General features: G+C 41.3%; 13 protein-coding genes and 1 riboswitch. Of the genes, 12 read left to right on the top strand and 1 reads right to left on the bottom strand.

Going from position 1 to position 13,972, the window contains the following annotated elements; translation table 11 throughout:
• The first annotated feature begins 10 nt into the window (after window positions 1–10).
• The 9 genes from TY16_RS14130 to TY16_RS14100 all read left to right on the top strand — a co-directional run bounded on the left by TY16_RS14130 (window position 11) and on the right by TY16_RS14100 (window position 8,427).
• Window positions 11–1,036 carry a D-cysteine desulfhydrase gene (locus tag TY16_RS14130; RefSeq protein ID WP_043932521.1) on the top strand — a complete coding sequence of 342 codons (1,026 nt, stop codon included), beginning with the start codon at window positions 11–13 and terminating at the stop codon, window positions 1,034–1,036.
• Window positions 1,037–1,098: 62 nt separating this feature from the next.
• Window positions 1,099–2,349 carry a dicarboxylate/amino acid:cation symporter gene (locus tag TY16_RS14125; protein ID WP_043932520.1) on the top strand — a complete coding sequence of 417 codons (1,251 nt, stop codon included), beginning with the start codon at window positions 1,099–1,101 and terminating at the stop codon, window positions 2,347–2,349.
• 81 nt (window positions 2,350–2,430) lie between these two features.
• A complete protein-coding gene (locus tag TY16_RS14120; RefSeq protein ID WP_043932519.1) occupies window positions 2,431–3,186 on the top strand; it encodes an aspartate/glutamate racemase family protein in 756 nt (251 codons plus the stop codon).
• Window positions 3,187–3,358: 172 nt separating this feature from the next.
• Window positions 3,359–3,769, top strand: a complete 411-nt coding sequence (locus tag TY16_RS25730; RefSeq protein WP_081772980.1) for an ABC transporter permease subunit — start codon at window positions 3,359–3,361, stop codon at window positions 3,767–3,769.
• 115 nt (window positions 3,770–3,884) lie between these two features.
• Window positions 3,885–5,111, top strand: a complete 1,227-nt coding sequence (locus tag TY16_RS14115; RefSeq protein ID WP_043932518.1) for a Bcr/CflA family multidrug efflux MFS transporter — start codon at window positions 3,885–3,887, stop codon at window positions 5,109–5,111.
• Window positions 5,112–5,225: 114 nt separating this feature from the next.
• Window positions 5,226–5,384, top strand: coding sequence for a hypothetical protein (locus TY16_RS26290; RefSeq protein ID WP_155922253.1), 159 nt, complete (start codon window positions 5,226–5,228; stop codon window positions 5,382–5,384).
• A gap of 500 nt (window positions 5,385–5,884) precedes the next feature.
• The gene (locus tag TY16_RS14110) at window positions 5,885–6,709 is read left to right on the top strand and encodes an electron transfer flavoprotein subunit beta/FixA family protein (RefSeq protein WP_043932517.1); all 825 of its coding nucleotides are present in this window, start codon (window positions 5,885–5,887) and stop codon (window positions 6,707–6,709) included.
• On the top strand, window positions 6,710–7,744 hold the full coding sequence (locus TY16_RS14105) for an electron transfer flavoprotein subunit alpha/FixB family protein (protein WP_043932516.1): 1,035 nt from the start codon (window positions 6,710–6,712) through the stop codon (window positions 7,742–7,744).
• Window positions 7,745–8,001: 257 nt separating this feature from the next.
• Complete coding sequence (locus TY16_RS14100) at window positions 8,002–8,427, top strand: hypothetical protein (RefSeq protein WP_043932515.1); 426 nt, start codon at window positions 8,002–8,004, stop codon at window positions 8,425–8,427.
• Between the two features lie 536 nt (window positions 8,428–8,963).
• Here the strand turns inward: TY16_RS14100 and TY16_RS14095 are convergent.
• Window positions 8,964–9,452, bottom strand: a complete 489-nt coding sequence (locus tag TY16_RS14095; protein ID WP_052342737.1) for a helix-turn-helix domain-containing protein — start codon at window positions 9,450–9,452, stop codon at window positions 8,964–8,966.
• 144 nt (window positions 9,453–9,596) lie between these two features.
• On the opposite strand from TY16_RS14095, the gene TY16_RS14090 reads away from it, so the two are divergent.
• The 3 genes from TY16_RS14090 (at window position 9,597) to TY16_RS14080 (ending at window position 13,763) form a co-directional block, all read left to right on the top strand.
• Window positions 9,597–10,883, top strand: coding sequence for an MFS transporter (locus TY16_RS14090; RefSeq protein ID WP_043934741.1), 1,287 nt, complete (start codon window positions 9,597–9,599; stop codon window positions 10,881–10,883).
• Between the two features lie 54 nt (window positions 10,884–10,937).
• Complete coding sequence (locus tag TY16_RS14085) at window positions 10,938–11,912, top strand: ornithine cyclodeaminase family protein (protein WP_043932513.1); 975 nt, start codon at window positions 10,938–10,940, stop codon at window positions 11,910–11,912.
• Window positions 11,913–12,163: 251 nt separating this feature from the next.
• A riboswitch (glycine riboswitch) is annotated at window positions 12,164–12,244 on the top strand.
• Window positions 12,245–12,377: 133 nt separating this feature from the next.
• Window positions 12,378–13,763 carry an amino acid permease gene (locus TY16_RS14080; protein ID WP_043932512.1) on the top strand — a complete coding sequence of 462 codons (1,386 nt, stop codon included), beginning with the start codon at window positions 12,378–12,380 and terminating at the stop codon, window positions 13,761–13,763.
• Window positions 13,764–13,972: the final 209 nt, after the last annotated feature.

Below are 13,972 nucleotides of genomic sequence, written 5' to 3'. Positions count from 1 at the left end.
GTTTTCTAAAATGGATTTAACTCGCTTTCCACGAAGACGCTATACCGAATACGTTACTCCGATTGAAAAGTTGTCTAATCTTTCAAATGCCTTGAATGGTCCAACTATTTATGTAAAAAGAGATGATTTACTTGGATTAGCCGCTGGGGGTAATAAAACAAGGAAATTGGAGTTTCTTGTTGCCGATGCCATTAAGCAGGGAGCGGACACGTTAATTACATGTGGTGCTGTACAATCCAATCATTGCAGACTTACTCTTGGTGCGGCTGTTAAAGAGCAGCTCAAGTGTCACCTTGTTCTTGAAGAACGAGTCCCTAATAGCTATTCACCAGAAGCGAATGGCAATAATTTTTTATTTAAATTATTAGGAGCTGAAGGGATTAGCGTAGTTCCGGGTGGAACCAATATGATGCAAGCGATGGAGGAGGTGAAAAGTAAGTTAGCTGAGGAAGGAAGAAAAGCCTATATAATCCCGGGAGGTGGATCAAATGAGGTTGGTGCAACAGGCTATGTAGCTTGTGCACAGGAGTTGTTAACACAGACATTAGATATGGGGCTTAATTTAAATTATATTGTTACCGCCAGCGGAAGTGCAGGAACACACGCTGGCCTTGTGACAGGGTTTTATGGCACAAATACGCCTACTCAAATTTTAGGTATTAATGTCAGCCGAAAAAAGGACGAGCAAGAGGAACTGGTTTATCGCTTAGTCCAAAAAACTGCTAAGTATGTTGGCATAACAAGTGATGTCCCTAAAGAACTCGTTAATTGTTTTGATCAATATGTTGGCCAGGGCTATTCGCTTCCTACAACTGGGATGATTGAAGCAGTAAGGTTATTTGCTGAGCATGAAGGCATTTTGCTTGATCCCGTCTATACAGGTAAAGTGGCCAGTGGTTTGATTGATCTGATACGAAATGGATTTTTTAAAAAGGAAGATCGGGTTCTTTTTCTTCATACTGGCGGTTCACCAGCGTTATATGCATATGATTCTATTTTTTTCGCTAAGTCATCAAAAGCAATCTTATCTATCTAAATAGGACTTTTTTAGACATGAATTAGAACGGTGATAGAAAAAATTTAAAGGAGGCTTACTTAATGGCAGAAAAGAAAAAATCATTATATAAAAGGTTACCACTATGGGCTCTGATTATAATTGGATTAATCTTAGGTACGATTATTGGTTTATTATGGCCTAATGTTGGGGAAAACCTCCAACCTATTGGGACTCTATTTATTAAAGCCATTAAAATGATTGTTATACCGCTTGTGTTTTCAGCTGTTACTTTAGGAATCTACAAGATGGGCTCTAATCGGAAAGAGTTAGGGCGTCTTGGGGGACTTGCTTTTGTCTGGTTTTATTTAGCTACTGGGTTTTGTATTATTTTAGGTATCACACTAAACGCTATTTTTCATCCGGCAGCGGGAGTGACCTTACAGGCAACAGGCGCAATTCCAGAAAATCTTGCAACATCAATTGATTGGGTTAAATTTATAACGGATCTTATTCCCGACAATATTGTGAATGCAATGGCCGAGCAAAAAATTATTCCGACGCTCTTTTTTGCTATCTGTTTCGGTCTAGCATTATCTTCTATTGGTGATAAAGCCAAGGCTGTCGTTAACTTTCTAGAAGGCATTCTTGATGCTATGTTCAAACTGACTCAAGGAGTTGTAGCAACGGCTCCAATTGCTGTAGCAGCTATCATGGCATGGGTCTTTGCTACTCAAGGCGGAAGCGTTATTTTAGGATTGGCAAAATTGATTGGTGTCATGTATATTGGCTTGCTCGTTATTATGGTATTATTCTGGATTATCCTCGCCTCACTTAAGATCAATCCTTTCTCATATACTAAAAAGGTAATGGAACCATTGCTTTTAGGCTTTACTACGACCTCCTCTGAAGTAACTTTACCTGTACACATGAAAATTCTCGAAAAGGCGGGTATACCAAACAAGGTTGTTTCTTTCGTCCTCCCACTAGGTTACAGTTTCAACCTTGATGGTGCTGCACTTTATCAGTCTCTCGCCGTTTGTTTTATAGCGGAAGCATATGGTATGCATTTGAGTTTGCCGACTATATTAACGATTCTTGTAACAACCTTAATCGCTAACAAAGGAACAGCAAATGTACCGGCAGCTTCATTGGTAGTTTTGTCAGTTATTCTAACATCACTTAATCTACCATTAGAAGCCATCGCTTTAATAACAGGAGTTGACCGATTTATGGACATGGGTCGGACGGCTGTCAATGTTTTCGGGAATACGATTGCCGCTGTATTACTCTATAAAGTGGGTGGCAAGAACCTTGCTGAAACAGTGGATGAACCAAGTGCCGTTAGTGTGTAGGAAGGTCCGTTTATAGTACCCATCGTATCAAAGAGAGTGATAAAGTTAATGCCTCACGATTTTGATAAGGAGAGCTTTTAAATGAGTAAAAAAATTGGCATTCTAGGTGGCATGGGTCCAATGGCAACAGCCGATTTATTTGCTGAAATTGTGAGAAATACCCCTGCTAAAACTGATCAAGAGCATATTCATATTATTGTAGATAATTATCCGCAAATACCACCTAGGGTTCCAGCCATTTTGCAAGGAACTGAAAGCCCATTACCAATGTTGGTTGAATCTGCGCAACGATTGGAAGCGGCGGGAGCTGATTTTATTATTATTGCTTGTAACACAGCTCATTTTTGGTTAGACCAACTACAAAAGACTGTAAAAGTCCCTATCTACAGTATGATTAAATATACAGCAACATACATCCAAAGACATTATTCCTATTTTTCTGGTAAAATGATACTCCTGGCCTCCAGCGCTACGATCCAAACAAATTTATATCAAAAGGATTTTTATTCCTTAGGCCTTCATTTGAGTTTGCCAAGAGAGCAAGATCAAGAAGTTATTGATCTAGCTATTAAAAATGTAAAGGCAGGTCACGCTGAAACCAATGATTATATTCAGCAACTCAGTACAATTTTAAATCGATACGAAATAGAGGAAGGGATAGTAGCCTGTATTGGAGGCTGTACAGAAATCCCTCTTTTATTTCCTTATTTAAAGACTGATATTGTCAAAATAAACCCCACACAATTACTCGCTATAATGGCTGTTGAACAGGCAAAAGGGATTATATTAACAAATAAATATCCAATTCCAAAAGGGATTAGTGGTAACGTATCATAAAGTGTTCTTAATCTAATAGAAGTTTAAGAGATACTGGAGTCTGCGTTCATACAAACATTGCAACGTAAAGGTGGTCTATATTCTAGGCCGCCTTTTTTTGTATTTGAATTCACCATGAGAAGACTTTATGTATTGAAAGAGCTACTATCTTTTCAACTAGGGACATCATAGCATAGTAATCAAATTCAGAACCCTGCTGGTTTACCTCTACCTTTGGCTCCCGCTTGGAGTAAGGAGGAGAGTAAGAAAGCTTGTTTCTATCCTTGAGACGCTGCCCGACCTTTTCATCATTATCTTTCAATTCGCAGTTATTTATTTGTACAAAAAGACGGGCCTGAAGATATTACAGCTATACAGTTTTAACACCGAAGTATATATCATGCCGCTCATTTGTTTAATGCTCGTGCCGTTTTTTATGTTGCTCCGAATCATGATTACCGTATCTGAAGAGGAGTACGAAAAACTCTATGTCGAATTTGCAAAGACGAAGGGGCTCAGCCAACTGAAATTATTTACGAAGCATGTCCTCAGAAATATCGTTTTTCACTTGTCACTCGTAGTCGTTACAGCGACACGTATTTAATTGTTTACCAATAAGCTTGGTTCGGGGTATAATGAACGATGTTAAATTTCGATACTCGAAACTTTAGTGTTTTAGGTATTTAGCATAAGAAAATTAAAGGAAAGGGGAGAGCGACTTGAATCCAAGTGTTGCAAAGAAACGCCTGCAGCTTGCGGTACTATTGGGATCACTTGGAATTTTGGGTCCTTTTACAATTGATACGTATTTGCCGTCCTTTCCGACCATTGTGAAGGATTTTGATACAACGGCTTCACTTGTCCAGATTAGTTTGACTTCCTGCTTATTGGGTCTTGGGTTAGGGCAATTGGTGATTGGCCCTTTAAGTGATGTGAAGGGGCGAAGGAACCCGTTGTTGGTCTTCCTGTTCTTATACATCCTGGCATCCATTGCATGCTCATTTTCACCAAATATATATTTCCTTATTGCAAGCCGATTTGTGCAAGGTTTCGCAGCGTCGGGTGGAATCGTCATATCAAGGGCAATCGTACGGGATCTCTATAGTGGAAAGGAACTGACAAAGTTCTTTTCTTTAATGGTGTTGGTAGGGAACCTCGGCCCGATCATCGCCCCGATTGCCGGAGGAGCGATCCTTGCTTTTAATGAATGGCATTGGGTTTTTATCGCACTGGCCATTCTTGGAATCATCCTAGTCTTCACTGTTTCACTTAAGTTGGAAGAGACGCTGCCAACGGAAAAGCGGGTCCCAAGCAATTTGCCTTATGTACTGGGCAATTTCGGTACATTATTTAAAAATAAGGAGTTCATGGGTTACGCATTAACTTCAGGGTTCATCACTGCCGGTATTTTTGCCTATGTTTCTGGTATTCCGTTTGTCTATCAGAATGTTTACGGAGTGAGCCCTCAACAATTTAGTCTTCTATTTGGCGTCAATGGGCTGGCTTTAATCATTGGAAGCCAGTTGGTTGGCCGCATGACAGACACCATTTCAGAACGGACTTTCTTGCAAATAGGCCTCACCCTTGCGAATGTGTCAGGTCTTTGGTTATTGATTGCACTATTATTAAATGCCCCGCTCATCGGGGTCGCAATCCCGGTTTTCTTTTTCTTAACTTCGATCAGTATGATTGGAACGACGTCCTTCACCCTGGCCATTCAGTCACAAGGACATATGGCAGGCAGCGGTTCTGCCTTATTGGGGGTATTGCCCTTTGTCATGGGCTCTCTATCTGCCCCGCTTGTAGGGATTGGCGGAGCCTACACAGGAGTTCCGATGGCCGCGGTCATTTTTGGTGCTAGCGTTTTGGCTTTCGTATGTTATTCCATCATGGTAAGGAAAACAAAAGCCCAGGAGCCGGTTTTGGTAGCGGAGCGGAAGGCTTGATAGTAAAAAAATTATTTACATGGGTCACTCGTTTGAGTGCCCTTTTTTTATTTGAATGATTGTTGCTCATCAGGCCAAACTAGTAGCAATCACCAACATGAAGGAGTATGAACGATGCTGGATGAGCAGAACAACTGCCATAACATTACCAAACGAAAACACATTCATAAGGATGAATTAAACCACTATCTCGAAGAGGGCTGGTCGCTTATCAAAGTCACCGTTGGTGAAGAACGTCCATATACCATCGGCTGGGATGAAACAAGACGATAATAAAAAAGGATAGACAGAGCATCCAGGATGCTGCTTGTCTATCCTTTTTATTTTAGCCTGTACCAAGTATGTTGATTTTCGCTTTATGCGCTTCGCTTTCCGCGAGGCATGCAGGACAATGAAGGCATCATTGAATTTGCCCACGAGTCATCGCGCCTTCCGCGACGACCTGAAATTGAACGGCTCAATGAATAAACACCCCAAGTTTCGGTGTCTTGGAGTGTTTTGTTATCCCGCTAAGTTCAATGGCATACAACTTTAACTCTTCGGTATCTCCCGGCAGCGTCACATAGCCTTTGTGCCCCATCCCGATTTTCTCAAGCAAATATATAAGCCAAACCTAGCCCCGTTAATTCATCGATAAGGGGGTTTTTTTATATACCTCATTTTGAACACTTACCAACGTGTTTGTAGGAGAAATAGAATGTATGAGCCTGTCTCTTAATATAGTAAAAGTAAACGGATGGATATGCTTTTATTGAAAAAGAGGGAGGGGTTTTATGCATATTGTAGCTTGCATTAAGCAAGTGCCTGACACCAAAATCATCAAGATGAATCCGAAAACAAATACGATGGACCGCAGGACGGCGCCTGCAATATTGAATCCGTATGATGAACATGCAGTGGAAGAGGCGGTTCGGCTGAAAAAGAGGTATGGAGGGACTGTGTCCGTTTTAACGATGGGGCCTCCTCCAGCGGTCAATGCGATTAAAAAGTGCATTGAAATAGGCGCTGATGAGGGGTATTTAATCACAGACCGGCGATTTGCAGGCGCAGATACATTGGCAACAAGCTATGCGTTGGCAAAGGCGCTTGAAAAAATCGCTAAAGATAAACCAGTCGACTTGATCATTTGCGGGAAAATGTCTATCGATGGAGATACCGGACAAGTCGGACCGGGCATCGCAAGAAGGCTTGATATCCCGCCTCTGACCTCTGTGAACAAAGTCGTGGAGATTAATCAGGAAGAGGGATATGCCATTGTCCATCGCAAACTGGAGGACGGATATGAAGTCGTCCGGTCCGCTTTGCCGTGTTTGTTTTCAGTTGAAAAAACGATCAATGAAGTGCCGTATTCCCCGCTTCCCAACGTGATAAAAGCTGCCAGATACAAACCCCATGTCTGGTCTGTTGATGACCTGGAAGGGGTGGATATTAAACAGCTTGGATTGAAAGGATCACCAACAATCGTATCAAAAGTGTGGGCGCCGCCGAAACCGGCCGGTGGAACATTCCTTGAGGGAAGCCCAGTGTCACAAGCAGAGCAAATACTCTCTCTCCTGCTTGAAAAAAAGGAACTGTTCGCGGCAAAGGAGGAAGTCTAATTGGATTTTCAGGACTATAAAGGCGTATGGGTGTTCATTGAAGAAAATGACGGACAGGTTGCACAAGTTTCCCTTGAACTTCTTGGTGCCGGAAGGAAGCTGGCGGACAAACGGGGGGTGGAATTGGCCGGTTTTTTGGTTGGGGAAAATGTGAAGCATTTAGCGCAGGACGCGTTTGAATATGGGGCCGATATCGTGTATGTATATGACCAGCCGATATTTAAGCATTACCGGACGGAAACCTACATGAAGGCGCTGCTCGACTGCGCCGCTAAACACAAACCGGAAATTATCCTGTTTGGGGCAACTTCAACCGGGAAAGACCTGGCCAGCGCGGTTGCGACTGATTTGCCGACAGGGCTGACGGCCGATACGACCGAACTTGATGTTGAAGAAGAGACAGGACTACTATTGGCGAGCAGGCCCGCTTTTGGCGGAAATATCATGGCCACCATCCTGTGTAAAAAATACAGGCCGCAAATGGCGACAGTACGAGCCAAAGTCATGAAGGCCCTCGAGCCGGAGCCTGGGAGAACAGGAAAGGTAGTTGAGGAAACAATTTCCCTGAGGGAAGAAGATGTCCGAACGAAAGTCTTGGAAATAGTAAAGGAAACCGTAAAGAAAGTCAGAATCGACGAGGCAGACATCATTGTTGCCGGCGGAAAAGGAATGGGCAGCTTCGAGGGATTCCAGTTGATTCACCACTTGGCTGAAACCCTTGGAGGAGCAGTTGGTGCGAGCAGGGACGTGGTTGAAGCTGGCTGGATCGGCCACCCCCATCAAGTGGGTCAGACTGGGGTAACGGTCACACCGAAAATTTATTTTGCGATTGGTATTTCTGGGGCAATTCAACATGTTGTCGGAATGAAAAATTCCGGTCTAATCATTGCTATTAATAAGGACAAAGAAGCACCCATTTTCCAGAACTGCCATTATGGCATCGTCGGTGATGCATTTGAGATCGTTCCAATCCTGATTGAACAGTTTAAACAAGTTTTATCTAAAGAAAAAGTGGGCAATGCCAGCGGAAGTTGAGATAGTACCGAAAGGGTTACCCGCATAAGTCAATCGATTAAAAACAGAATAATATTTTTAGAGGACTAAATGGGTGCGCCCGTTAGTCCTTTTATTTTGCTGTGATTCATGGTTTTCTCAAAAATTTAGCAACTGAATTAGTTAAATAACAAATGATATATGGCTCTTGTTACTACTGTGGGTATATTATAAAGTTAATACAATTAGACTCAGCTATTTTATTGAGCCAAATTAACGTTTAGGAAGGGAAAAGAAAAATGCTTTATATATGGGATATCGAGAAGATAATTTATGAAACATTACAAGAACACAGACTAAATATAAATGTTGAATTCAGTAATAAACTCACCGCACCAATAAGTTATAACGCATCGTCCAATACGATTAAGTTTAACTACATACAAATTAACGGATATAACGCTAAAATAAATTTTAAAATTAAAGAGACAGATGAAAACTTTGTGAAAATTATTCTATATCGTGAGCTCGGTTATTATTTGGCGTTTAGGAAAAATCCACAAGTTTTAAGAATTCTCATTTATGGTGGAGAAGATGAAAAGGTAGAGCTTTTAGCAGAAATCGAAGAGGATTCCTGGAAGTTTGGAAGAACACTTGTACCTGAAAATCTAGTAAAGGCATATGATCAAGTACGTGAATTGGATAAATATCTGATAAAGGTCTGATAAGATACTGAAAAAGAGGTAGCCAGCCACTCACTTAATGAGGTTGGAAGTTGTGCAAAAAACCTTCTTTCAGTATGAAGGATTAATAAGTCCATCATTTAAATGTATTGTAGGTACAAGCCAAAACCCTCCAAATCTTCACTTTGGAGGGTTTTGCATGACTATTAAAGTTCAGTACCATACAACTTCAACACATTATAAACACAAATGAAAGTAACCGGATATATAATCAACCCATAAGGTTTATATTGCAGGGATATTTTAAAGTCGTAAAAAAAAGAGGTAAAAAAATTTACATGTTGAAGGGCTGCTAAGCAGTCCTTCATTTTTTTGTTTTCCAATTTTGCTTTACAAAAGCAATAGGCTTTACCTTATTGTACAAAGACAAGTTATCTGAAATAATTGAAAAAAATAGAAAAATGGATTTACTAATTGAGGTGATTTATATGCCATTCATGAGCATTGGATGGATAAATAAATCAAACCATTCGAGAAAGTTCGTGTGATGCCAGTTAAATAGTGTCCACTGAACCATCTTATCTGGAAGACACAACTAGGAATCGGATTGTTTGATCTGTATGGTTGTACCAATAATGTGTTTCGCTGGCTGAAAAAAACCAGGAGTTTCCTTGCTGCAGTTCGATCATCTTTGTTTCTATTTGGAGTGTTAGGGTTCCTTCTATTACATATATGAATTCATGTCCGCTGTGTGAAAACGGTTGTCCGTCGCTTTGGTTTGCTGGGAGTGTGACGAGTATTGGATGAAAGTCCGGATTTGGGACTTGTTGTGTCAGGTCTTGATAATGAAATGAAGGTTCACTCATGCGCTCGTTGTTACTGGAGAAAAAAACACTTGGATTGACGCCTAGGACTTCAGAGATTTTTCGGAGTGACTCTAATGTGACACTGGACTTTCCACGTTCGACTTGTGATAGAAAACTGATGGAAACATCGGCTCCTTCTGCAAGTTCTTTTAAAGTCATTTTTTTCTCCTTTCGAATTTCTTTAAGCCGCACACCAATCATAGTATCCAACCTTCCTATTACCATTTTTCTCATTAATAAAGATTATAGCAAATTAATCATATTTGACAGAATATTAACCATTGTCTAAAATCTAATTGAAGTGCCACTTCAATTTTAAAAGGGGATGAAGAGAAAATGCAACAATTGGATAAAAAAACGACTTGGCGTGTTTTGATTGCCAGCCTTGTTGGCAGTTCTATAGAATGGTTTGACTATTTCTTATATGGAACAATGGCCGCACTTGTATTTAACCAACTATTCTTTGTCAACGAGGACCCAACAGTAGGTTTGTTACTTGCGTATGCATCGTTTGCACTTTCGTTCTTTATCCGGCCATTTGGAGGAATTATTTTTAGTCATATCGGGGATAGAATCGGCCGGAAAAAAACACTCGTATTAACATTAAGTTTAATGGGTGCGGCAACATTTGCAATGGGGATTCTGCCTACATATCAAGCTATTGGTGTAGCTGCACCGGTCATTTTGATTACACTTCGTCTAATCCAGGGTCTTGGAATCGGCGGGGAATGGGGAGGAGCTTTATTGCTTGCAACTGAATATGCTCCGCCAGAACGCAGAGGATTCTTCGGTTCTATTCCACAAATGGGTGTTACGATCGGAATGGTGATGGGTACACTCGCACTTTGGATTATGAGCTTATTGCCTGAGCAACAATTCATGACGTGGGGCTGGCGTGTGCCATTCATCTTCAGTGCATTACTCGTAGTCTTTGGTTTATGGATCCGAAAAGGAATCGATGAAACACCGGAATTCAAGGAAGTCCAGCAAAAAGGTGAGATTCCAAAGCTGCCAATCGTCGAGACACTTCGCTATTACTGGAAAGAAGTGCTGATTACAATTGGCGCGAAAGTGGTTGAGACAGCTCCATTCTATATTTTCAGTACGTTCATTGTTTCGTATGGGACAAGCAATCTTGGATTCAGCCGCTCTGCTGTATTAGGCGCTGTTATGGTTTCAACGGTTATTACAACCATTCTTATTCCTTTCATGGGAAGTTTATCGGACCGCGTTGGTCGTAAAAAAATGTATATCGTCGGTACATTCGCGATGATGGCGTTCGCTTTCCCATATTTCTGGATGATTCATCAAGGCAGTGTAGTCATGTTGGTTTTGGCGACGATTATCGGCCTGGGGATTATTTGGGCTCCGATTACGGCTGTTCTTGGAACAATGTTCTCCGAAATCTTTGATGCCAAGGTTCGGTATACCGGTGTCTCACTAGGTTACCAAATTGGTGCCGCAGTCGCGGGTGGTACAGCGCCTCTCGTTGCCACAGCGCTGCTCGCATCATTTGACAATTCCTACGTACCAGTTGCACTCTACATTATATTTACGTCTGTTGTATCACTGATTGCCATTTGGGCAGTGAAAAGCCGTGTTGAACAAAAACAAACTTCGATTTCAGCTTAACAATCACTCGGCCAGATGTTTTGGCCGAGTTTTTACATAAAAAGGAGAGATTCCATGCTTATACTTAACGAACAACTGATTCAATCCATTTATAAAATGGAAGATGCCATTCGGGATGTCGAAGCCATGTTAGTGGCTATTCATGAAGGACGTGCTGAAAATCCTCATCGGACGGTACTAAATGTCCCAGAACGCAACGGCTCTGTGCTCTATATGCCAAGTTCAGATGGAGCGGAAATGGCAGCTACCAAAATTGTATCCATCTTTCCTGAAAACAGCTCAGCGGATCTTCCAACCACACAAGGAGCCATTTTACTAACAGAACTCCAAACAGGAAGACATATAAGCTTAGTGGCCGCTTCTTATCTGACACGATTGAGAACTGGCGCATTAAGTGCAATATCAGCACGCCATCTCGCGAGGCCCGACAGTCACGTGTTGACCGTCATTGGTACAGGTGGAATGGCTTTTGAGCAAGTACTGGGAATAGTGAACGTGCTGCCGATCCAAGACATCTATTTGATCAATCGTTCCACCGATAAGACATATACATTCAGCGAAAAGCTCAAAGAGGCCGGTGTGACCGCAACGATTCATACCGGTGTCGACCGGAACGAAGCCGTCGCCCAGTCTGATGTCATTTGTTGTGCAACTCGGTCAACTGAAGAAGTGTTTGATCCACATTATTTAAAAGCAGGAACTCATATCATCGGCGTAGGAAGTTACTTACCTGAAATGCGCGAAATCCCGTTAGGGGCTATTGAACAGGCAGCCTTTATTTATGCTGATGATCATGAGGGGATGAAAGCGGAGGCTGGAGAATTCATAGATGCAGCCCAAAGAGGGAAATGGTCCTTTGATCAGCTTTCCGGTACATTAGCTGAACTTCACGTGAATAAGGTTGAACGAAATTTTAAGGATATCACGATCTTCAAATCTGTAGGGGCAGCTCATTTTGACCTCGCTGTGGCGAAGGGCGTTTTCGACAAGGCGAAGGAACTGAATGTAGGTGAGGAAATTTTTTTGTAGGATGGATAGGGCATGGGGGTCCCTTTCACGAATTTTAGTTTGCCTTGACAGGGGCAAGACCAGTCTGCCCCGATTTTTCTTATTGGTATAGCATGTTTATTCTTTTTCTACGACAACTTAATGAATTGTTTAAAATAGTTGACAAAACATTTAACTCCTACTAAAATTAACAATTATTCAAAGATAACATTGAAGATTTAAAAAATTTAATAAAAAGCAGCTATGAATGTCATGGAATCACAACTATGGCAGGAGCAGCTTCTGGAGAGACCGCGGGAATTGCGCGGCGCCGAAGGGTTCACAATCTCAGGCAAAAGGACAGAAGAGTACAGAATAGTATATTTGTTATATTGATAATTCTTATTATTTTTATATCAAAATTATTCTTATTCTTTTAACTAAGAGATTGGAGGACATCCAATCTCTTTTTTTATTGGTTAATTATTTTGTAAGGAGGAGTTAGGATTGGCGCAACAAGAATTAAAGAGAGACTTAGCAAATCGGCATGTTCAACTCATAGCAATTGGTGGCACCATTGGTACTGGATTATTCTTGGGATCTGGTAAAGCGATACAACTGGCAGGCCCATCCATCATCCTTGCCTATTTACTCGTGGGAATTGCCCTGTTTTTTGTTATGAGGGCATTGGGGGAGCTGCTGTTGTCCAAAGCAGGTTATCAATCGTTTACAGACATTGCCCAGGATTATCTTGGACCAAGGGCAGCCTTCGTAACCGGATGGACATATTGGTTTTGCTGGATTGTGACCGCGATGGCTGATATTATTGCCGTCGGTGTCTATGTGCGCTATTGGTTTGATATCCCTCAATGGGTGCCTGCCATCATCTGTTTGATCATTTTATTAGGACTTAATCTATTAACTGTGAAGCTTTTTGGAGAATTGGAGTTTTGGTTTGCTTTAATAAAGGTCATTACAATTCTCGGTTTAATTGTCATGGGAGTTATCTTGCTGGTGATAGGATTCGATACAAATGCAGGGACGGTTACAGTTAAAAATCTTTGGGAACATGGAGGGATGTTTCCAAACGGTATTTCTGGTTTCCTACTTTCATTCCAATTGGTTGTATTCGCCTTTGTTGGAATGGAATTGGTCGGTGTATCTGCAGCGGAAACATCCAACCCGGAAAAAAACATACCATCGGCCATTAATAAAATTCCTTTAAGAATTCTTTTTTTCTACGTTGGGGCACTTATCATCCTTCTTTCCGTTAACCCTTGGACGGAACTTAATGCATCGGAAAGCCCTTTTGTTAAAACGTTCAGTTTAGTCGGAATTCCAATTGCCGCAGGGATTATTAACTTTGTCGTATTAACATCAGCCGCTTCTGCTGGCAACAGCGGGATGTTTTCAACAAGCCGAATGCTATATAACTTAAGCAAGAATAACCAGGCACCATCCAGTTTTTCAAAATTGAATAAAAATCATGTACCAGCCAACGGGTTATGGGTATCTACACTTGTCGTATCAATAGGGGCCCTTTTGAGTAAGCTCCTGCCGGAACAGGCTTTTGGGCTTGTGACTTCCATTAGTGCAATTTGTTTCATTTGGGTCTGGAGTGTCATTCTGCTTTCTCATTTAAAATATAAGAAGACACGTCCTGAATTACATGCAAAATCAAAATTCAAGGCACCACTGACGCCATTTATTAATTACGCGGTACTAGCGTTGTTTGCTGTAGTCCTCATTATTATGCTGATTGCCGATGAAACAAGGCCGGCATTATTACTGACACCTGCATGGTTTATACTATTATATGCTTTATATTCCTATCGAAAAAAGAAGGAAGAAAATGAAAATATAAATATCACCATAGAATCCACAATCAAGTAATTTCTGGCGCGTTATGCTATTAGCAGAAACCTGTAAAATCACACCTTTCTGAGGTATGGCGAACCGACCAAAAGTTTAAATCTAAAAAAGGGTGATTGCTTTTTTGTAAGCAATCACCCTTTATGTTTTTTATTAAATTTCTCTCTGTGCCACCATGGCATTAGCTACTTTTAAAGATCCAGCGTTATTGGCGCCTTCAACCAGGTTGC

It is taken from the genome of Bacillus sp. EB01, from assembly GCF_000613125.1.
In the GTDB taxonomy this organism is placed as follows: Bacteria; Bacillota; Bacilli; order Bacillales; family Cytobacillaceae; genus Bacillus_D.
Note: the sequence above shows the minus strand (reverse complement) of the source record. Positions and strands in the feature narration are given on the sequence as shown.